General features: G+C 53.5%; 18 protein-coding genes, 2 tRNA genes and 3 rRNA genes. 13 read left to right on the top strand and 10 right to left on the bottom strand.

The window, feature by feature from the left end; all coding sequences use genetic code 11:
- Positions 1–73: 73 nt before the first annotated feature.
- Both CA948_RS01275 and CA948_RS01280 read right to left on the bottom strand, forming a co-directional pair.
- Positions 74–877: a putative hydro-lyase gene (locus tag CA948_RS01275; RefSeq protein ID WP_094195326.1), complete on the bottom strand. Its 804-nt coding sequence runs from the start codon at positions 875–877 to the stop codon at positions 74–76.
- Positions 878–977: 100 nt separating this feature from the next.
- Complete coding sequence (locus CA948_RS01280; protein ID WP_094195327.1) at positions 978–1877, bottom strand: LysR family transcriptional regulator; 900 nt, start codon at positions 1875–1877, stop codon at positions 978–980.
- 124 nt (positions 1878–2001) lie between these two features.
- On the opposite strand from CA948_RS01280, the gene waaC reads away from it, so the two are divergent.
- Positions 2002–3018 carry a lipopolysaccharide heptosyltransferase I gene (waaC, locus tag CA948_RS01285; protein WP_094198233.1) on the top strand — a complete coding sequence of 339 codons (1017 nt, stop codon included), beginning with the start codon at positions 2002–2004 and terminating at the stop codon, positions 3016–3018.
- The gene (locus tag CA948_RS01290) at positions 3015–4340 is read left to right on the top strand and encodes a 3-deoxy-D-manno-octulosonic acid transferase (protein ID WP_108727105.1); all 1326 of its coding nucleotides are present in this window, start codon (positions 3015–3017) and stop codon (positions 4338–4340) included. Before waaC ends, CA948_RS01290 begins: the two co-directional genes overlap by 4 nt.
- A gap of 156 nt (positions 4341–4496) precedes the next feature.
- Here CA948_RS01290 and CA948_RS01295 read toward each other — a convergent pair whose 3' ends face one another.
- The 4 genes from CA948_RS01295 to CA948_RS01310 form a co-directional block, all read right to left on the bottom strand.
- The gene (locus CA948_RS01295; protein WP_026483779.1) at positions 4497–4706 is read right to left on the bottom strand and encodes a cold-shock protein; all 210 of its coding nucleotides are present in this window, start codon (positions 4704–4706) and stop codon (positions 4497–4499) included.
- 253 nt (positions 4707–4959) lie between these two features.
- Positions 4960–5790 carry a UTP--glucose-1-phosphate uridylyltransferase GalU gene (galU, locus tag CA948_RS01300; protein ID WP_108727106.1) on the bottom strand — a complete coding sequence of 277 codons (831 nt, stop codon included), beginning with the start codon at positions 5788–5790 and terminating at the stop codon, positions 4960–4962.
- A gap of 335 nt (positions 5791–6125) precedes the next feature.
- A complete protein-coding gene (locus CA948_RS01305; RefSeq protein ID WP_094195330.1) occupies positions 6126–6962 on the bottom strand; it encodes a type III pantothenate kinase in 837 nt (278 codons plus the stop codon).
- Between the two features lie 38 nt (positions 6963–7000).
- On the bottom strand, positions 7001–7870 hold the full coding sequence (locus CA948_RS01310; RefSeq protein ID WP_108727107.1) for a biotin--[acetyl-CoA-carboxylase] ligase: 870 nt from the start codon (positions 7868–7870) through the stop codon (positions 7001–7003).
- Between the two features lie 57 nt (positions 7871–7927).
- Here CA948_RS01310 and CA948_RS01315 point away from each other — a divergent pair, with 57 nt between their 5' ends.
- From CA948_RS01315 to lipB, 5 genes are all read left to right on the top strand, one after another.
- The gene (locus CA948_RS01315) at positions 7928–8578 is read left to right on the top strand and encodes an alpha/beta hydrolase (RefSeq protein ID WP_162496889.1); all 651 of its coding nucleotides are present in this window, start codon (positions 7928–7930) and stop codon (positions 8576–8578) included.
- 125 nt (positions 8579–8703) lie between these two features.
- Positions 8704–9933: a serine hydrolase gene (locus CA948_RS01320; RefSeq protein ID WP_203226730.1), complete on the top strand. Its 1230-nt coding sequence runs from the start codon at positions 8704–8706 to the stop codon at positions 9931–9933.
- Between the two features lie 24 nt (positions 9934–9957).
- A complete protein-coding gene (locus CA948_RS01325; protein ID WP_094195333.1) occupies positions 9958–10830 on the top strand; it encodes a D-amino acid aminotransferase in 873 nt (290 codons plus the stop codon).
- On the top strand, positions 10827–11099 hold the full coding sequence (locus CA948_RS01330; RefSeq protein ID WP_094195334.1) for a DUF493 family protein: 273 nt from the start codon (positions 10827–10829) through the stop codon (positions 11097–11099). The genes CA948_RS01325 and CA948_RS01330 overlap by 4 nt, the downstream gene beginning before the upstream one ends.
- Positions 11100–11116: 17 nt before the next feature.
- Entirely contained in the window at positions 11117–11779 is a 663-nt protein-coding gene (gene lipB, locus CA948_RS01335) for a lipoyl(octanoyl) transferase LipB (RefSeq protein WP_108727108.1), read from the top strand.
- A 67-nt stretch (positions 11780–11846) separates the two neighbouring features.
- Here the strand turns inward: lipB and CA948_RS01340 are convergent, their stop codons facing one another.
- Positions 11847–12638, bottom strand: a complete 792-nt coding sequence (locus CA948_RS01340; RefSeq protein ID WP_108727109.1) for an enoyl-CoA hydratase — start codon at positions 12636–12638, stop codon at positions 11847–11849.
- Between the two features lie 199 nt (positions 12639–12837).
- On the opposite strand from CA948_RS01340, the gene lipA reads away from it, so the two are divergent.
- The gene (lipA, locus tag CA948_RS01345) at positions 12838–13842 is read left to right on the top strand and encodes a lipoyl synthase (RefSeq protein ID WP_108727110.1); all 1005 of its coding nucleotides are present in this window, start codon (positions 12838–12840) and stop codon (positions 13840–13842) included.
- 335 nt (positions 13843–14177) lie between these two features.
- Here lipA and CA948_RS01350 read toward each other — a convergent pair whose 3' ends face one another.
- Positions 14178–14531 carry a hypothetical protein gene (locus tag CA948_RS01350; protein ID WP_094195338.1) on the bottom strand — a complete coding sequence of 118 codons (354 nt, stop codon included), beginning with the start codon at positions 14529–14531 and terminating at the stop codon, positions 14178–14180.
- 30 nt (positions 14532–14561) lie between these two features.
- Positions 14562–15356 (bottom strand): uracil-DNA glycosylase, encoded by a 795-nt coding sequence (locus tag CA948_RS01355; RefSeq protein WP_238988630.1) that lies wholly within the window; start codon positions 15354–15356, stop codon positions 14562–14564.
- Between the two features lie 1276 nt (positions 15357–16632).
- Here CA948_RS01355 and CA948_RS01365 point away from each other — a divergent pair.
- The 5 genes from CA948_RS01365 (at position 16633) to rrf (ending at position 21983) form a co-directional block, all read left to right on the top strand.
- Positions 16633–18171: ribosomal RNA gene (locus CA948_RS01365) — 16S ribosomal RNA — on the top strand.
- A 93-nt stretch (positions 18172–18264) separates the two neighbouring features.
- Positions 18265–18341, top strand: a tRNA-Ile gene (locus CA948_RS01370).
- Positions 18342–18352: 11 nt separating this feature from the next.
- A tRNA-Ala gene (locus tag CA948_RS01375) sits at positions 18353–18428 on the top strand.
- A 377-nt stretch (positions 18429–18805) separates the two neighbouring features.
- Positions 18806–21690, top strand: a 23S ribosomal RNA gene (locus tag CA948_RS01380).
- Positions 21691–21870: 180 nt separating this feature from the next.
- Positions 21871–21983: ribosomal RNA gene (rrf, locus tag CA948_RS01385) — 5S ribosomal RNA — on the top strand.
- The 16S, 23S and 5S rRNA genes sit together here with 2 tRNA genes alongside, the layout of an rRNA operon.
- 556 nt (positions 21984–22539) lie before the next feature.
- Here the strand turns inward: rrf and CA948_RS17540 are convergent.
- Positions 22540–22746: a hypothetical protein gene (locus CA948_RS17540; protein ID WP_159086093.1), complete on the bottom strand. Its 207-nt coding sequence runs from the start codon at positions 22744–22746 to the stop codon at positions 22540–22542.
- Positions 22747–22921 lie beyond the last annotated feature (175 nt).

Raw genomic sequence — 22921 nt, forward strand, 5'->3', positions numbered from 1 at the left:
GAGTGCGCTCCCTGTTTGCAGGGGCTGCATATTGAAACCAAAGGGGCGACCGGGGGCACCGGTCTAATCTTGCTTAAAGCGCGGCCAGCCGTGTGTTGGGCAGATCGGTAATCAACATATGGCCAGGGGCATGTGTGATACAAAACTGCGGCTTGGCCTGGGCAGCAACGGCTTGAGGGGTGACGCCGCAAGCCCAGAAAACGGGTAATTCGTCGGCACCGACTGGCACGGCATCGCCATAGTCGGGGTGTTGCAGGTCGCTGATTCCAATCAGGGACGGGTCGCCGATATGAACCGGAGCACCGTGCACGGACGGAAAGCGCGAGGTGATCTGAATAGCGCGGATGGCATCGTCAGCACGCATGGGGCGCATCGAAACCACCAAGGGGCCCGACAGGCGCTGCGTGCCCTGAGTCTGAATCGAACTGCGATACATGGGCACATTTACCCCCGTGCTGATATGGCGTACATCAATTCCATCTGCCAGCAGCGCTTCTTCAAACGAGAAGGAGCAGCCAATCAGAAAGGACACCAGATCATCGCGCCAGACTGCTTCGATGTTCAGCGGCTCGGCACTGAGCTCGCCGTTGTGCCAGACACGGTAACGAGGGAAATCCGTGCGCAGATCAATCGAGCCACCCAGGGTCGGCACCTGAAACTGGCCGGGTTCGGTCACGGCCAATAAAGGGCAGGGTTTGGGGTTGCGCTGACAAAACAGCAAGAACTCATCGGCCCAGTCTTTGGGCAGGATCATCAGGTTGGCCTGCACATAGCCTGCCGCCAGTCCCGCAGTGGGACCAGTATGGGTTTCTCGACGGATCAGCTCGCGGCATTTTTGGGCCTCGGGCGCCAACACAGGCAGGGTTTGCAGGTTCATGAATGACCACTCGCACAAAAGGGGGTTGATCACAGCATCGGATTGCAACCGATCGGATAATGTGTGTCCAATCGTATGTTTGAATCCAAGGCTATAAAGATTACTTATCGGACTGCACGTATTGTTGGGCGATTGCTTGTGCATGGTCAGCGACGACGCGGGCAATATGGCTGTCTGGCGAGTCCATCCAACAGGCAAAGAATTCGATCGCTGGCAGTGGCTGATCAACCTTCAAAAGACGCAGTTTTCCCTCGGCAAGCTCGTCTTTTATGACGTCGGGGGCAAGTACGCTTGGACCCATGGCGTGGCGTGTCATTTGCACGATAGTGCTCAGGGATGCGCTGCCAAAAATACGGGGAGATTTGACGCCGGCACGCAGCAGCGCTTCACGTGTGGCCAGGTAGGGAACACTACCAGAAGGATAGGTGATTACAGGGTAAACCCCTAGCTCTGAAACACTGACTTTTCGGCCATGCAGTTTCAATTCGGGGCTGGCGACCCAGCCTAAGTGATAAGCACAAAGTCGAATGCACTGCTCTTTTGGGTCCTGGCCCACGCCTACGATCATCGCCATATCAATCTGGAAACTGGCCAGTTGCTGGCGCAGCACGCTAGTGGTGTCGACGTGGATTTCAATGACCAGGGAAGGGTACTCCTGATGCAGTTTGTCGATCAGCTCATGCAGCCAGGTCTGGACAATGGTTTCAGCCACTCCCAGGCGCAGCAGGCCGCGAATGGCATTTTGTTCTTTGGCTGCGCGCAGCATCTCGGTGCGTAAATCCAGCATGCGCTGTGCGTGCGATAACAGCTCCTGGCCTTTGTCGGTCAGTTTGATGCCCCGGGCGCCCCGATCAAACAAGCGTAGCTCCAGGCTGGATTCCAGCCCGGCAATACGCTGAGAAATAGACGGTTGGGTCGTGTTGAGTTTTTCGGCAGCTGCCCGGAAACCGCCAAGCTCGGCAACCCATACAAAGGCTTCGATCTGTTTGAGATCAATCATGTTTCCGGTCCAGAAAATAGGCAGTCTTATTATGCCTGATCGCCATCGGCGCTCAGAACTAGAGCTGACGGATATTTTTCCGTATCTTTGTTTGATTGAACGCGCCCACCACTATAATTCGCCCATGACTTGCAAGATACTGATTGTGCGTACGTCCTCTTTGGGAGATCTGGTGCATATGCTGCCAGCGATCTCGGACATTGCACGCTATGTGCCCGGTGCACAAATAGATTGGCTTGTGGAAGAGAGCTTTGCTCAGATTCCGGGCTGGCATCCGGCAGTAAATGAAGTGATTCCGGTGGCGCATCGGCGTTGGCGCAAACAATGGTGGTCTGCCCAGACACGCCAGGAACGTGCCGCCCTGCGAGAACAGTTGCAGTCGCGCCAATACGATGTGGTGCTCGATATGCAGGCCTTGATGAAATCCATTTGGCTGGTGCGCCAAACGAAAGGCCGCCGTCATGGTCTGGACTGGAAGTCTGCGCGTGAGCCGCTGGCCTCGTTGTTCTATGACGTGCGTCATCGCGTCGGGTTTTGGCAGCCTGCCGTTTTCCGTCAGCGCAGCTTGGCCGCTTCGGCCTTCGGCTATCAATTCGAAGGTGCGCCCGATTTTGGTTTGCAGGGTTTGGCCGCACAAGCGCCCAAGGACGAAAATCCTTATGCCATTATCATGCCGTCAGCCAGTCGCGACGATAAGCTCTGGGAGCCGGAGAACTGGCAGCAGGTCTTTGACCGCCTGCAAGGTGAAGGCTTGGCACTGCGCTTGTTGGCAGGCAGCCCTACCGAGTCTGAACGTGCCCAAGCCCTGATAGCTGGTCGCAGTCAGGCACAGGTCATGCCACGAATGGATTTGACGCCTATCGCTTTGCAATTGGCTGGAGCCCAGGTCATGGTGGGTCTGGATAGCGGTTTGACCCATTTGTCGGCCGGCCTGGGCCGTCCCACTATCGGTATCTATAAGGCCTCGACCCCAGTACGTACCCCTTTGGAAGGTTCTGCCTATACTGCCAGCCTGGGCGAGCGCGGGCATCCTCCTTCGGCAGAAACAGTGCTCTGTGCGATCGATCAGGCATTGGGGCGGACGCAGATGCCTGAACCGGGCTTGGCGGCTGCCGGTCTTACATCGAGGCTTAGCGGGTGAACCGATTTTTCTATACTGCCTCCATTCGTCTCCTGGCTCCAGCCTTGATGGCCTGGATGGGTGTGCGTGCCCGTCGTGCTGGTGGTGACTGGCAGGTGTTATCGGGCCCTCGCTTTGGTTTTTATGGTTCCCTGCCTGTGCCTCAGAAGGCGCCGGTGTGGGTACATGCAGTCAGTTTGGGTGAGACGCGTGCCGCTCAGCCTTTGATTCGTGCCTTGTTGGATCAAGGCGAGACGGTCTTGTTGACCCATATGACCGTCACGGGCCGCGCAGAAGGGGCACAAGCATTTGCCGCCGAGATCGCAAGTGGACAGTTGTTGCAGCAATGGCTGCCTTACGACTTTCCCGGCTCGGTACGGCGTTTTTTCGCGCATTACCGTCCATGTGCCGGGGTGTTGATTGAACGCGAAGTGTGGCCCAATCTGCTGGCTGCAGCGCGCCGACAAGGTGTTCCCATGATGCTGGCCAGTGCTCGGTTTTCGGAAAGTGCGCTGCGAACCAGTTTGAAGGCGGGTTCGGTCATGCGTGGGGCCTACCGTTCCTTCAAACTGATCTATGCACAAAGTCTGGCCGATGCCCAACGACTGGAGCTGGCGGGAGCTCAGGGAGTGCGCGTATCTGGGAATCTTAAGTTTGATGTGGTCTTGCCGCAGGACAAGATTGCTCGTGGTCGTGGCTTTGCCAGCGAGCTGGGGCGGCGTGTGGTGGTGATTGCCAGTACGCGTGAGACCGAGCATGCTGATTTCATGGATGCTATTGCCCACTATTTGCGTCGCGAACGCGAGCATGGCAGCGAACTGCATCGCCCAGTCTTGTTTGTCGTTATTCCGCGTCATCCCGAGCGCTTTGAGGAAGCGGCAGACTATCTGAACCAGCTAGGCTTGCGTTCGGTGCGACGTAGTGAGCTGTTGAAACAGGGCGATACCAGTACGAGTGCGATTCAAGCCTGCCGAGAGGTTGATGTGCTTTTGGGCGATACCCTAGGTGAAATGCATTGGTATTACGGCTTGGCGCGCGTGGCCATTGTGGCGGGTAGCTTCCAGCCCTTGGGCGGACAGAATTTTATTGAAGCCTGCGCAGTCGGTGTCCCTGTGATTGTGGGCCCGCATACTCATCATTTTGCCCAGGCTATGCAAGATGCCATGCAGGCAGGTGCTGTGATACGGGCCAGTACGCCAGCCTTGGCGTTGCAACAAGCATTGGATTTAGTGGACGATCCGGCACGTCATAACAAGATGGCTGATTCGGGCTTGCATTGGGTCCAGATGCATCAAGGTGCAGTGCAACGTGTACTTTCTGGATTGGCACAAATTCGCGATTAAATACCGAGCTGTTTATTAGCTAATAAGTATTAGGTTTTATGTGCTTTTGAGTTTGTGGTAATTTGAAGACAGCTTGTCTTGATTTGAATCAAATCAAATAAAAAAGCCCGCATTAAGCGGGCTTTTTTTGAGATCTAAAAACTGATCGAAATCGATTTACAGTTTCTGGATGCTCTTAGCTTGTGGGCCCTTCTGGCCTTCAGCCGACACGTACGAAACGCGTTGGTTTTCTTCCAAGGATTTAAAGCCTGTGCCCAAGATGTCGGAATGGTGAACGAAAAGATCTTTGCCACCGTTGTCGGGGGAGATAAAGCCGTAGCCTTTTTCGTTATTGAACCATTTCACGATACCGGTTTCTGTTTGCATTTCCTGCATTCCCTAAAAATGACGAGCAATCTGCTCAAAAAAGATTGTCAAGATGTAAAAATCAGGGCAATGAGTATTAGAAACAATACCGTATTGAACAAACTTCGACGAACTTGAAATCCTGCACCGCCAATCGTAGGGGGTATTTGGCCTGTAAGTCAAGCTAAATCGCCCTTTGCGTGGTTTTCAGGCAGTGTTTGATCAACAATTACAACCAAGCTTGTTATTGCAACGGACCCCTCTGCGCCCCTCGTTAAAGTCCGTGGTATTTCCGACCAAATTCAAGCGTAGCATGAAAGAAACCGGACTTGCTACCACAGTCGTAACGTGTGCCTTCATATTCATATGCATATACCGGACGGCTTTTCAAAAGGCTGGCAATTCCATCCGTTAATTGAATCTCTCCACCTACCCCTGCTTGAGTGCGTCGCAGGTGGTCAAATATTTCTGCTTCTAATACATAACGGCCCACAACGGCTTGTGTGGAAGGAGCAACATCCGGTGCTGGCTTTTCAACAATTCCATTTAATCGAGTGGCTTTGGAGTCGACGGCATTACCCGAAACGATTCCATATTTATTCGTTTCATTTCTATTTACATTTTGAGTTGCCACAATACTGCCGTTGTATTGATGCGCCGCCTCAACCAGTTGCCGACATACCGGTGTGATAGCGTCAATCAGATCGTCTGCCAGTAGAACCAGGAAGGGTTCGTTGCCGACGATGGGGGCGGCACACAACACAGCATGGCCCAAACCCAGCGCGCGTGGCTGGCGGGTGTAAATACAGCTTACATGGCTGGGGACGATGTTCTGAACAGCATCCAACAGCTCCAGTTTGTTCTTGCCTTCCAGCTCGTGTTCCAGTTCCGGGATGCTGTCAAAATGATCTTCAATGGCACGTTTGTTGCGGCCAGTAATAAAAATCAGTTCGGTGACTCCGGCGGCAACCGCTTCTTCGACAGCGTACTGAATCAGTGGTTTGTCGACGATTGGCAACATTTCCTTGGGCATGGCCTTGGTGGCCGGCAGAAAACGTGTGCCTAGACCGGCGACGGGGAAAACAGCTTTGCGTATGGGTTTCATAGTGTCGTCAATCGAGGATCAAGGTGAAGCTGGCGCGGGATGAGCCGGAGTTCCAAGTTGAATGGCATCCTGGTTTCGCTGCGAAAACTGCCGAGGCTCACGCCCTTGCTCACTGGGAGGTGTGCCGAAAAAGCCTTGTCCAAAAGCTAGAAGGGCGACGTTTGCCACCAGGATCAGTATGAAAAGCAGTCGCATCGCAGATGCCCTGAAAAATACAGTTCAACCCAAGATTGTACGGGTAGGGGAGTTTAAGTTCATCCGTTTTAATGCCAATCGTATCTAAGGGTCTCCCTGCTTGTCTGACGCTGAAAGCCCGTTGTGGAACCCATTCTGGCTTACAAATGGGCGGCAAACAGCGCCAAGCCACGCAAAGCAGGCGTTTCCAGCTCGTGCAGCTGGGGTACCTCTATATTGAGCAGGCGGCAATGGTGACTTAATTGTTCTAACAGTTCTTGCTGCGCCAGAGCGCGGCCACCGCCGGCCAGAAACACCAATGGGCTATGCCCCAGATGCTGACGCCCTCTCTCCCATTGCCGTAACACAGCTCCAGCCTGTGCCGCAGCAACTCCTGTACTGATGGCGGCTTGGGTATTGCGGGGGAAAGCCGCCGTCTGCCCGTGGGCCTCAGGAAGTTGTGCCGTATTTTGTTTGAGTGAAGCCAGCATCAAGCTGGGGCCGGGCAAAATGGACCCACCCAGAAAGTGGCGCACGCCATTTTGTTCGGGTCCCAGCAAATCAATCGTCGTGGCAGTACCGAAGCTGATCAGCAAGGCCCCTTGCTGGGCAGGATATTCCTGGGCCAGCAAATCGCTGAGCCCTAATAAAGAAGCCCAGCGGTCGGCGCCCAGTTGCCCGGCCTGTTCATAATCATTGTGCAGCCCAAAAATCTGCTCTTGTGCCTGTAACCAGCGTACCGGGCCTAAACCCAGACGACTGACGGCCGCATCAATTTGTTTTTGTACCTGTGGGCCTGCCACATTCACCCCCAGCGCTTGCACACCCTTTTGATTGGCGAATTCTTGCAAGGGAGCCTGACCTGCTTCCAGCCAAACAGCCAATTGATCCAATTGGTCCGCATGCAGGCTAACCGGCTGGCTTTCGCGCGCGCCGGTTAAGGGATGGCACCACCCCAATTTGATGCGGGTATTACCAGAGTCGATAAGCAGGGTCATGCCGGGTCGTCAGAGCTGAAAAGAGTGCAGTATAGCGATCAGCGTTGGGCGCGAACGGAAACTTCGCCCACGGTGACCGCCCGTTCCGTACCATCGGGGTGACGCAACAATAATTGCCCCGACGTGTTGATGCCAGTCACGATACCGGTATGCAGGACTTGGCCGTTGTCAATGATATGGACTTGTTGGCCAATCAGCGCATCTACCTGTGCGTAGCGTGTCGGCAGATCAGCAAAGCCGTGGGCTGTGACATGGTTCAGGCTCAGGTACAGGCTTTGCGCAACCTTGGCCACAATGTCCGAACATCGTGCCAGGGATGCTTGCTGGGAGTGTTCCACAATGCTGGTCCAGTCCGCAATGGCGCGCTGCGTGTTTTGGCTGATGGTTGCCGCTTCGCGCAGGTTCAGGCCTATACCAATAATGACCACATGATGATCACTGGAGCTGGGCGCAGCGCTGGCGCGGGTGGCCTCTACCAAAATGCCGGATAGCTTGGCCTGATCCCACAGCACGTCATTAGGCCATTTCATGGCTAGACGATTACGAACCGCCGGCTCCAGAAACAGGCGCAGGGCTTCTGTCGTTGCCAGACCCGATAGCGGTGAGAGTGTAGGCAATTGCCGTGCAGGCAGAAAAATATCGAAGGCACAGGAAAACATCAGGTTTGCGCCAACACTATTTTCCCACGTGCGCCCAGCACGCCCACGGCCACGGCTTTGCAGGTGCGCGCCTAATAACCAAGGTCGCACACGTGGTCCCGATTCTTGACGAGCCAGAGCGAGCAAATCCGCGTTTGTCGATTCAGTCGAATCCACCCAGTGGATCTGGGGGAAATGTGGCAAGCGCGTACGCAGCTCTGCCACCATATCGCGAGGGCTGGGTAAGGTGAATGCAGAAGAGGTATTCATGACAATCCGGTACACTGGACGAGTTAAACGTAATCTTATGTGATATTTGATCTGAGCATGTCTGAACGCGTAGATACAATCCAATTTTCCGGCTTGGCTGGTGTTATTGACTGTGCTGTGGACTGGCCGACAGGCGAGCCCAGGGGTTGGGCTCTGTTGCTGCATCCACACCCTTTGCATGGTGGAGCACGTAATAACAAAGTCGTGACAACCCTGTCACGTAGCGCCACCCAACACGGTTTGCTGGCCGTACGCCCCGATTTTCGCGGTGTCGGAAAGTCCGCCGGGCAGTTCGACAGCAGTCGTGGCGAAACCGCCGATATGCTGGCCTTGATAGAGCAATTCCCATCGCATTTTCCACAGTGGAGTTCCGGCCCATCTCTGTTGGCCGGTTTTTCATTTGGCACAGCGGTTGCAGCCCAAGTGTATGCCGGTCTGCAGGACGCCCAGGCACCATTGCCGCATGCTTTTATCTTGACGGGCACGGCGGTCAATCGCTTCCGGTTCCGCGATGTCAGCCCTCCTGCCGATACTTTGTTGGTGCACGGCGAAACCGACGACGTTGTTCCCTTGTCCGAGGGCATGGACTTTGCACGTGAGCATCAGTTGCCCATGGTCGTGTTGCCTGAGGCTGGTCACTTTTTTCATGGCAAGCTGATTCAGCTCCGTGAATTGATCAGCCGACATTTGGCTGGGCTTGGAACCTAAGTCGGATTTTGCTTTCAAATCGTTGCGTTTTCCTGCTCAGACTCAGGGGCTTGGCCCCTCACAGGCCTATATGGCTCTGCCATAATGGGCTCTTTCCGCCACTGTCAAAGCAATCGATTTTTTCCATGACTTCAATTCAAAAATTTGCATCTCCGGTCCTTTCCCGCTGTGTGGTGGCACTTGCCTTGGCACTGCCTATGGCAGTACAGGCACAGGCTCAAACTCCCACACCGACAGAATCGGCTCAAGTGCTTGGGGCGCCGACGCCTGCCTTGCCGGGTGATTTGTCCGTGGTACCCGCACCAGCCTTGACGGCGCGTGCCTGGTTGTCCATGGATGTCAATAGCGGCCAGATCATTGCCGCTGAAGGGCTGAATGAACAGGTGGAACCGGCTTCCCTGACTAAGCTGATGACCGCTTATCTGGTCTTTGATGCTTTGGAGTCCGGTCGCTTAAAGCTGGATCAGACTGTTGTGATTTCGGAGAAAGCCTGGCGTACCGAAGGCTCGCGCATGTTTGTAAAGGTCAATTCGCAAGTGTCGGTGAACGATCTGCTGCAAGGTGTGATCGTGCAATCGGGTAACGATGCCTCTGTGGCCTTGGCCGAAGCCGTTGCAGGTAGCGAAGAGGCCTTTGCTGCCCTGATGAACGAAGAGGCTGCCAAGTTGGGTTTGACTGCTACGCATTTCAAGAACTCTACCGGCTTGCCTGACCCTGATCATCTGACTTCGGTACGTGATCTGGGCATGTTGTCTGCTGCACTGGTTGCCCGTTTTCCCCAGTACCTGCACTACTACAGCCAAAAAGAGTACACCTATAACAATATCAAGCAGCCCAACCGTAACCGCCTGCTGTGGCTGGACAACACGGTTGATGGCCTGAAAACCGGCCATACCCAATCGGCGGGTTACTGCCTGGTGTCGACTGCCTTGCGCGACGGCCGCCGTGTGGTGTCAGTCGTTGTTGGTACGGCGAACGATGCCGCCCGTACAGAAAATAGTCTGAAGCTGTTGAACTGGAGCTTCCAGAACTTTGAAACGGTCAAGCTGTATGACACTAGCAATCCTGCTGTCACCGCTCGGGTGTGGGAAGGTGAGGTCGAGAACGTAGGCCTGGGTACCGCCCAGCCTTTGTGGTTGACAGTGCCCCGTGGAAAGTCGTCGGAAATCAAGCCTGTGGCTAACTATACCCAGCCTTTGCTGGCTCCGTTGAGCAAGGGTGACAAGGTCGGTACACTGACTTTGTCCTTGGATGGCAAGGTTCTGGCAGAGCAGCCTTTGCTGGTGCTGCAGGATGTGCCCGAGGCAGGCTTTTTCGGTCGTATGGCCGACAAAGTACGCTTGATGTTTGAGTAATCCCTTGGTGCGAGGCTGACCCCTATGATTGCAGGCATTGACCCTGACAGCATTGTTTATTTGAACGGCGATTTCGTGCGCTTGGGCGAAGCGAAGATCTCGGTACTGGATCGTGGCTTCATCTTTGGCGACGGCATTTATGATGTCGTACCTGCCTATCACGGAAAACCTTTCCGTATTGATGGGCACCTGGGGCGTTTGGAACGCAGTCTGGCCAAAGTGGGCATTCATAACCCTTTTACCCGCCGTGAGTGGGAAAAGCTGGTGATGGACATGCTGGCCCGTTCGGGTCGTGGGGCCGACTGCATGGTCTACATCCAGGTGACCCGTGGTGTTGCCAAGCGCGACCACGCCTTCCCCAGCAATGTGACGCCCAGTATCTTCATCATGGTCTCGCCGTTCAAGCGCGTGCAGCAAGAACGCGAGACGGGTTTGACGGCGGTGGCCATTGAAGATGAACGCTGGCTGCGTTGCGATATAAAATCCGTTTCCTTGCTGGGCAATGTACTGGCCAAGCAGCAAGCGGTCGAAGCCGGTGTGGATGAAGTCATTCAGTTCAGAGACGGTTTCCTGACCGAAGGGGCCTCCTGCAATATCTGGATTGTGCGTGACGGCACCTTGCTGGCACCCATGCGCAATAACTTGATCCTGGAAGGGGTGCGCTACAGTTTGATGGAAGAGCTGGCCGCTCAGGCGGGGATCGCCTTCCAGGCACGTCAGATCTCCCGAGAGGAGGTCGATACTGCCGATGAAATTTTGATGACGTCAGCCACCAAAGAGGTGCTGCCCATCGTTGTATTTAACGGTCAGCCCGTCGGTGACGGACGACCCGGCCCTGTCTTTGCCAAATTACGTGAAGGCTATGACAAGGCTATCAAGGCTGCGGAGCAAGCATGACAATTTCCCCTGAAGAATCGTTGATTGAATACCCCAGTGACTTTCCTATCAAAGTCATGGGTCAGAGCCATGAAACACTGCAAGACGAATTGCTGGCTATCGTTTTGGAACATGACCCAGACTTTGATGCCGCCACTATTGAAGTGCGGCCCAGTAAGGCGGGCAATTACACTGGACTGACTTTTACCGTGCGTGCCGTTTCGCGCGAGCAACTGGACAATCTGTATCGTGCCCTGCATGCGCATCATCTTGTGCGCGTGGTGATGTAAGCAGGAATCAGGCGTTCATGTCCGACTCAGTTCGTATCAAATGGTTTGAGCGGCCTAGCGCCTATGAACCTATCTGGCAGGCAATGCGCGACTTCACCGAGCAGCGCGGGCCAGAGACTCCGGATGAAATCTGGCTTGTTGAGCACACGCATGTCTACACTCAGGGGCAAGCCGGCAAGCCGGAACATCTGCTTAACCCCGGCGGCATCCCCGTGGTGCAAACCGACCGGGGTGGGCAGATTACCTATCACGGCCCTGGTCAGTTAATGGTGTATTGCCTGTTTGATCTTCGCCGGGTAGGTCTGTACGTCAAAGAATATGTACGCCTGCTCGAAGAGGCCGTCATTGCCTGTCTGACGCATTTCGGTGTCAAGGGCGCTTGCTGTAAACCGGGGGCGCCGGGCGTCTACGTGCCGCAAGGGATGGCAAGCCAGGAGTTGGCCAAGATCTCCGCACTGGGTATCAAGATTCGCAATGGCCGCTCTTACCATGGCCTGGCCTTGAATATAGACATGGATCTAAGCCCGTTTAGCGGCATCAATCCCTGTGGCTATGAAGGGCTGCAAACAACGGATATGCACTCGCAAGGGATCGTGGTTCCCATGGACGAGGTTGCACAGTATTTGTCTGATTATCTGGCCCGGGCGATAGCGTTGCGTACAGTTGTAACGATGGCGTAGCGGCGGGTGCTGTGAAAGCACTGCGTCATGCGGTGCTCTCACTATATAGCTTACTTATCCCTAGGTTTCAGGTTCCGCTCCATTGCGGCGCGCGTTTTTCGATAAAGGCGTCTATACCTTCGCAGGCATCATTGCTCATCATATTGTCGGCCATGACCTGGCCGGCGTAGTCGTAGGCTTGTTCAATAGCCAGGCTGCGCTGGCGGTAGAACATGGCCTTGCCTGCACGGACGGCAACCGGACTCTTGGCCATGATGCTGTCGGCCAGTTTCTGTACGGTTTGATCCAGTTGATCTTCAGCGACCGCGTAGTTGATCAGTCCCAACTCTTGAGCACGTTGGGCGCTGATGAATTCGCCGGTCATCAACATTTCCATAGCGGCTTTGGGCGGCACGCAGCGCGACAGGGCAACAGCGGGTGTAGAGCAGAACAGGCCAACATTAATGCCTGATACCGCAAAGCGGGTGGATTCGGTGGCCACAGCCATATCGCAGGTTGCAACCAGTTGACAGCCTGCAGCGGTGGCCAGTCCTTGCACACGGGCAATCACCGGCACCGGCAAGGCCAGCACGGCTTGCATAACGCGGCTGCAGCGGCTGAACAGATCCCGGTAGTAATCGTGTTCGGGCTGGGAACGCATCTGCTTCAGATCGTGCCCGGCGCAAAAAGCCTTGCCTTCCGCCTGGATGATGACGCATTGCAAGCTGGGGTCCTGGGCCAGCTTGTCCAGAATGTGTTGTAAAGAGTCCAACACTTCTTCAGACAGCGCGTTGTACTTGGCGGGCCGGTTCAAGGTGATGCGGGCCAGTCCCTGGTGTTGTTCCAGCAGGACGGGATCGGCTAGGTACTCTTGTGACATGCAAGTCTCCGTACTTATAGTATGTGCAGGTTTTATTCTCGGGTGTTGCTGCATCGTTAAGGCGACCTCTATATTAGAGGGGTCTGGCACAAACTATCGCCCTTGTTCTAGGCGCTTGTAAAGCGAAGGGGCTACAATTGGCCACTGCGCCCATCGTTTAGTGATGCTGCTCGCATGCTGTTTTTCTATTTAGACGCTTATGACCCCCCCTACAGATACGTCCGTCGATTCCAAACCTACTGTGCGCCCTCGCGTTGTCGAATACGACGCAACGCAAAAGCAGAAGGCCGAGGCCAAGACCTCGCGCATTCCCATTAAGGTTGTGCAAGCAGAGCGTTTGAAAAAACCTGATTGGATTCGGGTGAAGGCGGCTGCTCCAAACTCTCGTTTCTACGAGATCAAGGAAACACTGCGCGAGCACAAACTGTTTTCGGTGTGTGAAGAAGCGTCCTGTCCCAATATTGGGGAGTGCTTTGGCAAGGGCACGGCAACCTTCATGATCATGGGTGACAAGTGCACACGTCGTTGCCCATTTTGTGATGTGGGCCACGGCCGCCCCGATCCGCTGGACGAGAACGAGCCGGCCAACCTGGCCAAGGCCATTGGTGCCATGAAGTTGTCCTACGTGGTGATTACCTCCGTAGACCGTGACGATTTGCGTGATGGTGGTGCTGCCCACTTTGTAGAATGTATCCGTCAGGTGCGCGAGCATTCGCCCACGACCACCATTGAAGTGCTGGTACCGGACTTTCGCGCACGCCTGGACCGTGCTTTGGGCATCCTGAATGCTTGCCCGCCTGATGTAATGAACCACAATCTGGAAACGGTGCCTCGTTTGTACAAGCAGGCGCGTCCTGGTTCAGACTATCACCACTCCTTGAAACTGCTGCAAGAGTTCAAGAAGCTGCATCCAGACATTCCGACCAAATCCGGTTTGATGGTTGGCTTGGGTGAAACCAACGAAGAGATTCTGGAAGTGATGCGCGATATGCGTGCGCACGACATCGATATGCTGACCATTGGCCAGTATCTACAACCATCTGGCCACCACTTGCCCGTGATGCGTTACGTGACGCCTGATGAATTCTTGATGTTTGAACGCGAAGCCTATGCAATGGGCTTTACCCATGCTGCTGTGGGTGCCATGGTGCGTTCGTCCTATCACGCTGATCAGCAAGCGCACGCCGCAGGTGTGCAGCCCTAATTGATAGGGTGGGGTGTTATAAAGCGCTGCTTTTATTTGAAAAACCCGGTCGGTTGGCCGGGTTTTTTTTTATGCCTGCTCTTATAAAGAGGCTGGGTGAGTCACGCCTTGTTCAGTTGAAGGCTATATCAACCAACCACGCTGGGCTATCTCGTCGCTGCGCGGCTATTTGATCCGGTGCTGTGTGGAGTGAGGTGAGTGGACGAGAAGTTCTTGTCCGTTGGACTATCTACTTATCCCTGCTTGCTGCGACGAGAGTATGTTGAATGATCGTAAAAATCAAAGGGCCGTAATCGACCCTTTGGAATTCTTCTTGAATAGGCGCTTGACCGTTTTCAGCGAGAAGCTGGAGGCTCCACTGCATCGCTCAGTGTCAGGGCACGGGTCGACAAACTCTCTATATAAGGCTCCAGCACTTCGTCGTAATCTTCGACGCCCAAATACCAGGCCGTCAGGCCTTTGCTGTCTTGTTTGAGATCAGTCCAGCAGAATAAAGAGCGGTCAAAAGAGTCCTTGATGGTCTCATTAACAAACTTGAACAGTTCATCTAGTAAGGGAAGGCTTGCCAGGGGAACGGCAAATGGTGTTTCCCCCTGGAATTGCCAGCTATATTGTTCGAGCAGTTCGTTCGACCAAAGAGCATGTTGTTCTGAAGAGCTTAATTCTGGATTAGCGGGGCTTAAAGGCATGGTTCGGGATCAGGTAAGGGGAACGGATGGTTAAGCGCCAGTGGCAAACCATTGAATGGGGGTGACCCCCTGCTCTTTGAGCCAGTCATTGGCTTGGTGGAAATGACCGCAGCCAATAAAAGGCACAGGGGGCCGGCGCGCAGCCAAGGGGGAAGGGTGATTGGCCTTCAAAATCAGATAGGGACGTTGAGAGTGCTGCTGAATCAAGGCCTCTTTGGCCTGAGCGTGCGCACCCCACAACATATAAACAATAGGGCGCGTAGTTTGCTGAGCCAGGTTCATCAGTAGGGAGTCTGTAATTTGCTCCCAACCTTTCTTGGCGTGAGAGGCAGGCAAACCATCTTCTACAGTGAGCGATGTATTCAATAGCAAGACACCTTGTCGGCCCCAGTTGCTCAGATCATGACTGCTAGGTGACACGGTGTCGGGATATTCCAGTTCCAGCTCTTTAAAGATATTGCGCAGACTGGGTGGGGCCGGGCAGGTGTCGGGCACAGAAAATGACAGGCCCTGTGCTTGATTGGGGCCGTGATAAGGATCCTGGCCCAGAATCACCACACTGACTTTTTGTAATGGCAGTAGCTCCAGTGCACGGAAAGGGGCGGCCGGGTAAATAGCGGCGCCATCCTGGCACTCTTTGTCCAGCCACCTGGCCAGAGCCGCCAATATGTCTTGCAGCTCCGGGCGATCCAATGTGGCTCGCCAGTCGCTGGGAAGGCGGGCAACTTGAGTGAGGATGTTCTCGGTCAGGAGATTGCCGGAGAGGATTTCCTCGCCAATCAGGCTGAGCTGTGCCGCAGGAGCTTGAGAAGATGATCGTGCCATAGTCTGCATACAGAGTGAGTTGTCCGCCTATTGTAATGGGGGAGAGGTGGCCTACCTATCTGCTTGGATGGGGTGTCTATATATAGAGGGAGGTTTGACGGCAAAAAGCAGGGTGCTTGGTATGCCTCTCTATATAGAGAGACGACCAGCTCTATATAGAGTGTTGCAGGCGTAGTTCTAGATTAGCGATCCAGGGTGATAGCCTTCTGTTCAGTCCCCCCCAAGATCGCAACTGCATGCTCATCTTGTCTGTCTGTCTGTCTGTCTGTCTGTCTGTCTGTCTGTCTGTCTGTCTGTCTGTCTGCAAAAACACTCTGGGGCAGGAATTTAGTGTGAAACAAGAGAGACGATGCCGAGCTAGAGAGAAAAAGCCCAGAATCTACCTGTTCTGCGCTATGACTTCCTGGTGTTTCTCCTGCCAGTTCTGGTATCCGTCCAGCTATACAGGAATAATAGGCAATTTGGTATTATTTTGTTTCATTTTAGATTGTTTATATATAACAATAACCTAAGTGAAAATTCGCTGTGAGCCATCTCTTTTGCATGAAATATTCAGGTTAAAAACTTGCCAAGCCGAAAATCATCGTGCTATAGTTCTTTTCTCGCTGCAGCACGCACAGGGTTTTCCCGGAAGCGCCGCAGAGAGCAGTTAGACAAGTTTCACCGCCTTGGCCAAGAGGCCCGCACCGAAGCTTGAATGACTGGTCAGGTAACTGACACGGTGTAAAATCCGGAGCTTGACAAATCAGAAAATTCTGTGTTAAAGTTCTAGGTTCTGCTCCAGAGAACGCAACGTTAAGTTTTTAGCTGTTTTGAAAGTTGAAACGGTTTTGAAAATTTACCCTTGTTTGTGAAGTTGAATGGTTGGCCTGACGGTTGATTGTTCACCAGGTAGGACGGAACGAAAGTTCTGGTTTAAGCGGGACGAGTTAGACAGTTTAAAACTTTCTAGCTTCTTCAAAAAAAACGCTTGACACGCTGCCTGATCTGCTTCATAATCTCGTTTCTCTGCTGCTAACACAGCAAGGCACGAAGCGCTAAACGCGACGAGCCAGCCGGGTTAGTCAGTAGAACGACAGGTAACTGTCACTGCTCTTTAACAATTAACAGCCGATAAGTGTGGGCGCTTGGAATGAGCGAGTCGAACCCTTCGGGGATCGCCACAAGTTTGTATCAAGTGCTCACAAACGAAAGATGAAGAATTACCTTGTGTAACTCTGAATTTTTCTTTGAGACACAATCGGTCTCGTCGCAAGACGGGACAACCACAGAGATTAAACTGAAGAGTTTGATCCTGGCTCAGATTGAACGCTAGCGGGATGCTTTACACATGCAAGTCGAACGGCAGCACGAGAGAGCTTGCTCTCTTGGTGGCGAGTGGCGGACGGGTGAGTAATATATCGGAACGTGCCCAGTAGCGGGGGATAACTACTCGAAAGAGTGGCTAATACCGCATACGCCCTACGGGGGAAAGGGGGGGATTCTTCGGAACCTCTCACTATTGGAGCGGCCGATATCGGATTAGCTAGTTGGTGGGGTAAAGGCTCACCAAGGCAACGATCCGTAGCTGGTTTGAGAGGACGACCAGCCACACTGGGACTGAGACACGGCCCAGACTCCTACGGGAGGCAGCAGTGGGGAATTTTGGACAATGGGGGAAACCCTGATCCAGCCATCCCGCGTGTATGATGAAGGCCTTCGGGTTGTAAAGTACTTTTGGCAGAGAAGAAAAGGTATCTCCTAATACGAGATACTGCTGACGGTATCTGCAGAATAAGCACCGGCTAACTACGTGCCAGCAGCCGCGGTAATACGTAGGGTGCAAGCGTTAATCGGAATTACTGGGCGTAAAGCGTGTGTAGGCGGTTCGGAAAGAAAGATGTGAAATCCCAGGGCTCAACCTTGGAACTGCATTTTTAACTGCCGAGCTAGAGTATGTCAGAGGGGGGTAGAATTCCACGTGTAGCAGTGAAATGCGTAGATATGTGGAGGAATACCGATGGCGAAGGCAGCCCCCTGGGATAATACTGACGCTCAGACACGAAAGCGTGGGGAGCAAACAGGATTAGATACCCTGGTAGTCCACGCCCTAAACGATGTCAACTAGCTGTTGGGGCCGTTAGGCCTTAGTAGCGCAGCTAACGCGTGAAGTTGACCGCCTGGGGAGTACGGTCGCAAGATTAAAACTCAAAGGAATTGACGGGGACCCGCACAAGCGGTGGATGATGTGGATTAATTCGATGCAACGCGAAAAACCTTACCTACCCTTGACATGTCTGGAATGCCGAAGAGATTTGGCAGTGCTCGCAAGAGAACCGGAACACAGGTGCTGCATGGCTGTCGTCAGCTCGTGTCGTGAGATGTTGGGTTAAGTCCCGCAACGAGCGCAACCCTTGTCATTAGTTGCTACGCAAGAGCACTCTAATGAGACTGCCGGTGACAAACCGGAGGAAGGTGGGGATGACGTCAAGTCCTCATGGCCCTTATGGGTAGGGCTTCACACGTCATACAATGGTCGGGACAGAGGGTCGCCAACCCGCGAGGGGGAGCCAATCTCAGAAACCCGATCGTAGTCCGGATCGCAGTCTGCAACTCGACTGCGTGAAGTCGGAATCGCTAGTAATCGCGGATCAGAATGTCGCGGTGAATACGTTCCCGGGTCTTGTACACACCGCCCGTCACACCATGGGAGTGGGTTTCACCAGAAGTAGGTAGCCTAACCGTAAGGAGGGCGCTTACCACGGTGGGATTCATGACTGGGGTGAAGTCGTAACAAGGTAGCCGTATCGGAAGGTGCGGCTGGATCACCTCCTTTTAGAGCGAATGGCTCGCAAAGCGAAAGCGTCCACACTTATTGGCTGTTAGTTAATGTCATGACCATTGAAGGTATCGCCCACTGGTGATAGATGGGTCAGTAGCTCAGTCGGTTAGAGCACCGTCTTGATAAGGCGGGGGTCGTTGGTTCGATTCCAACTTGACCCACCAACGATTACCTCGGGGGATTAGCTCAGCTGGGAGAGCACCTGCTTTGCAAGCAGGGGGTCGTCGGTTCGATCCCGTCATCCTCCACCACCGCTTTTGTGGTTGGTGTTGATACAGCAAGGTTCATGACAGAGTATAGGGCACAGGACAACAACGGTTGGCCTGGCGTTAGATTCAACGAAGAGTGTTCTTTTACAAGAATACTGCTCGTTGGGTTATACAACCCACGAATTGCTCTTTAACAATTAGGAAGAAGCACAACGAAGGTGTGTTGTCTAATAAACGCAAAGCGATTAGTCGCCTTGTGATGACAATACACGGGTTGTGATTGCAACAGAACAAATTATGTTCAACGAAAGTTCTCAAAAATATAGACGTTGTTCAGTCCTCGGATTGAATAACAGCTAAGGATTGATGAACGGCAACAACGTATACTCATATTCCTATAACAGCACCAAGCGTTATAGGATCAAGCGAATAAGTGCATATGATGGATGCCTTGGCGATCACAGGCGATGAAGGACGCGGTAGCCTGCGAAAAGCTACGGGGAGCTGGCAAACAAGCTTTGATCCGTAGATGTCCGAATGGGGAAACCCACCGTAGTAATACGGTATCCCATGCTGAATACATAGGCATGTGGAGGCGAACCGAGTGAACTGAACCATCTCAGTAACTCGAGGAAAAGAAATCAACCGAGATTCCGGAAGTAGTGGCGAGCGAAACCGGACCAGCCTGGATGTTTTAGCGTAGTGAATAGTCGAATGGAATGGAAAGTCCAGCCGTAGCAGGTGATAGCCCTGTAGGCGAAATTCAGTACGTGGAACTAAGCATCGAACAAGTAGGGCGGGACACGTGAAATCCTGTCTGAATATGGGGGGACCATCCTCCAAGGCTAAATACTCGTGATCGACCGATAGTGAACCAGTACCGTGAGGGAAAGGCGAAAAGAACCCCGGAAGGGGAGTGAAATAGATCCTGAAATCGTATGCATACAAACAGTAGGAGCACCTTCGTGGTGTGACTGCGTACCTTTTGTATAATGGGTCAGCGACTTACATTCAGTGGCAAGCTTAACCGAATAGGGGAGGCGTAGCGAAAGCGAGTCCGAATAGGGCGATTCAGTCGCTGGGTGTAGACCCGAAACCAGGCGATCTATCCATGGCCAGGTTGAAGGCACGGTAACACGTGCTGGAGGACCGAACCCACTAATGTTGAAAAATTAGGGGATGAGCTGTGGATCGGAGTGAAAGGCTAAACAAGCCTGGAGATAGCTGGTTCTCTCCGAAAACTATTTAGGTAGTGCCTCGTATATTACTGCCGGGGGTAGAGCACTGTTATGGCTAGGGGGTCACAGCGACTTACCAAACCATGGCAAACTCCGAATACCGGCAAGTACAGTACGGGAGACAGAGCACCGGGTGCTAACGTCCGGACTCAAGAGGGAAACAACCCAGACCGCCAGCTAAGGTCCCTAACTATGGCTAAGTGGGAAACGAAGTGGGAAGGCATAGACAGTCAGGAGGTTGGCTTAGAAGCAGCCATCCTTTAAAGAAAGCGTAATAGCTCACTGATCGAGTCGTCCTGCGCGGAAGATGTAACGGGGCTAAGCCATAGACCGAAGCTGCGGATGTGTACTTTTAGTACACATGGTAGGAGAGCGTTCCGTAAGCCTGTGAAGGTGTTCCGTGAGGAATGCTGGAGGTATCGGAAGTGAGAATGCTGACATGAGTAGCGATAAAGGGGGTGAAAAGCCCCCTCGCCGTAAGTCCAAGGTTTCCTGCGCAACGTTCATCGGCGCAGGGTGAGTCGGCCCCTAAGGCGAGGCAGAGATGCGTAGCTGATGGGAAGCGGGTTAATATTCCCGCACCGTCGTAGAGTGCGATGGGGGGACGGATTGCAGAATGTTATCGGGGTGTTGGATGTCCCCGTTGGCGCATCATAGAAGGCACTTAGGCAAATCCGGGTGCGTAATTCAAGGGTGTGACTGAATAGAGCTTCGGCTCTAAACTAACTGGAAGCAGTTCCAAGAAAAGCCTCTAAGCTTCAGCTCTACGAGACCGTACCGCAAACCGACACAGGTGGACGGGATGAATATTCCAAGGCGCTTGAGAGAACTCAGGAGAAGGAACTCGGCAAATTAATACCGTAACTTCGGGAGAAGGTATGCCTCATTAGTGTGATGTGCCTGCGCACAAAGCATGAAGAGGCCGCAGTGAATCGGTGGCTGCGACTGTTTACTAAAAACACAGCACTCTGCAAACACGAAAGTGGACGTATAGGGTGTGACGCCTGCCCGGTGCCGGAAGGTTAAGTGATGGGGTGCAAGCTCTTGATCGAAGCCCCGGTAAACGGCGGCCGTAACTATAACGGTCCTAAGGTAGCGAAATTCCTTGTCGGGTAAGTTCCGACCTGCACGAATGGCGTAACGATGGCCACACTGTCTCCTCCTGAGACTCAGCGAAGTTGACATGGTTGTGATGATGCAATCTCCCCGCGGCTAGACGGAAAGACCCCATGAACCTTTACTGTAGCTTTGCATTGGATTGTGAACCGGCCTGTGTAGGATAGGTGGGAGACGTTGAAGCGTGGTCGCCAGATCGCGTGGAGTCATCCTTGAAATACCACCCTGGTCTGTTTGCGGTTCTAACCTAGGTCCCTTATCGGGATCGGGGACCGTGCATGGTGGGCAGTTTGACTGGGGCGGTCTCCTCCTAAAGTGTAACGGAGGAGTTCGAAGGTACGCTAGAGACGGTCGGAAATCGTCTTGATAGTGCAATGGCATAAGCGTGCTTGACTGTGAGACTGACAAGTCGAACAGGTACGAAAGTAGGACATAGTGATCCGGTGGTTCTGTATGGAAGGGCCATCGCTCAACGGATAAAAGGTACTCTGGGGATAACAGGCTGATACCGCCCAAGAGTTCATATCGACGGCGGTGTTTGGCACCTCGATGTCGGCTCATCTCATCCTGGGGCTGTAGCCGGTCCCAAGGGTATGGCTGTTCGCCATTTAAAGAGGTACGTGAGCTGGGTTTAAAACGTCGTGAGACAGTTTGGTCCCTATCTGCCGTGGGCGTTGGATATTTGACGGAGCCTGCTCCTAGTACGAGAGGACCGGAGTGGACGTACCACTGGTGTATCGGTTGTCATGCCAATGGCATTGCCGAGTAGCTACGTACGGAAGAGATAACCGCTGAAGGCATCTAAGCGGGAAACTCGTCTGAAGATTAGATATCCCGGAGGCTTGACCTCCCTGTAGGGTCGTCCGAGACCAGGACGTTGATAGGCTGGGTGTGGAAGTGCAGTAATGCATGTAGCTAACCAGTACTAATTGCCCGTGTGGCTTGATCCTATAACCCTTGAGGTTGTAGTGAGTTAAGTTGTTGACCACAGAACGTAATATTGAAGTGCAGCGCAACCCGCGCTCGACACCTTCGTAACCGCTGCTAGCTGATCCGTACTGATCGCTGGCAGTGTGCTTCTTCCAATTGGCTGGGACGTCCCTGTAAAGACGGCCTGGCAACCAGTTACGCTTGACGACCATAGCAAGGTGGTCCCACACCTTCCCATCCCGAACAGGATTGTGAAACGCCTTTGCGCCGATGATAGTGGACGGACGTCTGTGAAAGTAGGTCATCGTCAAGCTCTTATTGCTCAAAACCCCCGCAAGTATCCCTTGCGGGGGTTTTGTTTTTTATGCGCGCCACACGTACACACGGCTGCCCAGCTGTGTTCTGGCGGCATAAGGACCGGATCCCTGCGATCATCGGTCGGACGTCCCTTCCTTCCTCCTGGCCCGTTCTGGGCACCTTGTCTCCCTTCTTCTTCTGTACGGCTTACTCGTGTCTGCTTCGGCTTGCCCCTCGGGTAGCTCCGCCGCGTAGCATCCGGTGCTGCCAATACAGGCCGGAGCCTTCAGCCTCACCTTCCTTCCTCTGTTCGCTTACCCGCCGTCGCTTCCATCGTCATGGTGCTTGCCTGACTCTGGCTGCGTGGAGTGTTTGTTGTTGATAGCTCTGCCCACCTGCATCACACCATCAGCCCGTTTCGGTTACCGATCTTCCTTCCTCATGTACGGCTGTTGCCCGCCGCTTTTATTGAGCATCATGGTACTTGCCTTATTCTTTATGTGCTGAGAGCTAGTGGCTGATGGGGGCTTTAAGGCGCTTCTTTTGCTTGTATGCCGGTAGCTCTGCCACTGTCATTCGGTTAATGCCGCAAACTGTGGTAGCGAACTGTTTACCAGCAGCTTTACGTTGGGTGGTTTTTTACCTTTTTCTTTAATCCATGCCATGTAGCCAACATTTCCTGGCTTGATCATTGTGTATTTTCCCTGGGCAAGAGGACTGATTCGCAAGGCAGTTGCATACTTGTGGTGGGGAGGTAAGGGGGAGACGTAGTTCGGCATTTAATGCTCGGCTGTTTCTTGCCCAGTAAGCGGGAAAGAGTCAAATTCTGAAGCAAGCCAAGCGTTTTAGATTAATTGCATAAGCGCACTTTTCTTTACCTGAGTAGGGTATGGGTGGGTGTGCAGGTGGGCGTGTACCTCGCTTTTTGTAGCGTGCTGAGTAGTCCTTGAGTCG

It is taken from the genome of Alcaligenes aquatilis (assembly GCF_003076515.1).
Lineage (GTDB): Bacteria > Pseudomonadota > Gammaproteobacteria > Burkholderiales > Burkholderiaceae_B > Alcaligenes > Alcaligenes aquatilis.

What these genes read in the sequence shown, in the direction of transcription:
- CA948_RS01275 (WP_094195326.1), bottom strand. Translation starts at nt 877, where the DNA reads ATGAACCTGCAAACCCTGCCTGTGTTGGCGCCCGAGGCCCAAAAATGC.
- CA948_RS01280 (WP_094195327.1), bottom strand. Translation starts at nt 1,877, where the DNA reads ATGATTGATCTCAAACAGATCGAAGCCTTTGTATGGGTTGCCGAGCTT.
- waaC (WP_094198233.1), top strand. Translation starts at nt 2,002, where the DNA reads ATGACTTGCAAGATACTGATTGTGCGTACGTCCTCTTTGGGAGATCTG.
- CA948_RS01295 (WP_026483779.1), bottom strand. Translation starts at nt 4,706, where the DNA reads ATGCAAACAGAAACCGGTATCGTGAAATGGTTCAATAACGAAAAAGGC.
- galU (WP_108727106.1), bottom strand. Translation starts at nt 5,790, where the DNA reads ATGAAACCCATACGCAAAGCTGTTTTCCCCGTCGCCGGTCTAGGCACA.
- CA948_RS01305 (WP_094195330.1), bottom strand. Translation starts at nt 6,962, where the DNA reads ATGACCCTGCTTATCGACTCTGGTAATACCCGCATCAAATTGGGGTGG.
- CA948_RS01310 (WP_108727107.1), bottom strand. Translation starts at nt 7,870, where the DNA reads ATGAATACCTCTTCTGCATTCACCTTACCCAGCCCTCGCGATATGGTG.
- CA948_RS01315 (WP_162496889.1), top strand. Translation starts at nt 7,928, where the DNA reads ATGTCTGAACGCGTAGATACAATCCAATTTTCCGGCTTGGCTGGTGTT.
- CA948_RS01320 (WP_203226730.1), top strand. Translation starts at nt 8,704, where the DNA reads ATGACTTCAATTCAAAAATTTGCATCTCCGGTCCTTTCCCGCTGTGTG.
- CA948_RS01325 (WP_094195333.1), top strand. Translation starts at nt 9,958, where the DNA reads ATGATTGCAGGCATTGACCCTGACAGCATTGTTTATTTGAACGGCGAT.
- CA948_RS01330 (WP_094195334.1), top strand. Translation starts at nt 10,827, where the DNA reads ATGACAATTTCCCCTGAAGAATCGTTGATTGAATACCCCAGTGACTTT.
- lipB (WP_108727108.1), top strand. Translation starts at nt 11,117, where the DNA reads ATGTCCGACTCAGTTCGTATCAAATGGTTTGAGCGGCCTAGCGCCTAT.
- CA948_RS01340 (WP_108727109.1), bottom strand. Translation starts at nt 12,638, where the DNA reads ATGTCACAAGAGTACCTAGCCGATCCCGTCCTGCTGGAACAACACCAG.
- lipA (WP_108727110.1), top strand. Translation starts at nt 12,838, where the DNA reads ATGACCCCCCCTACAGATACGTCCGTCGATTCCAAACCTACTGTGCGC.
- CA948_RS01350 (WP_094195338.1), bottom strand. Translation starts at nt 14,531, where the DNA reads ATGCCTTTAAGCCCCGCTAATCCAGAATTAAGCTCTTCAGAACAACAT.
- CA948_RS01355 (WP_238988630.1), bottom strand. Translation starts at nt 15,356, where the DNA reads ATGGCACGATCATCTTCTCAAGCTCCTGCGGCACAGCTCAGCCTGATT.
- CA948_RS17540 (WP_159086093.1), bottom strand. Translation starts at nt 22,746, where the DNA reads ATGCCGAACTACGTCTCCCCCTTACCTCCCCACCACAAGTATGCAACT.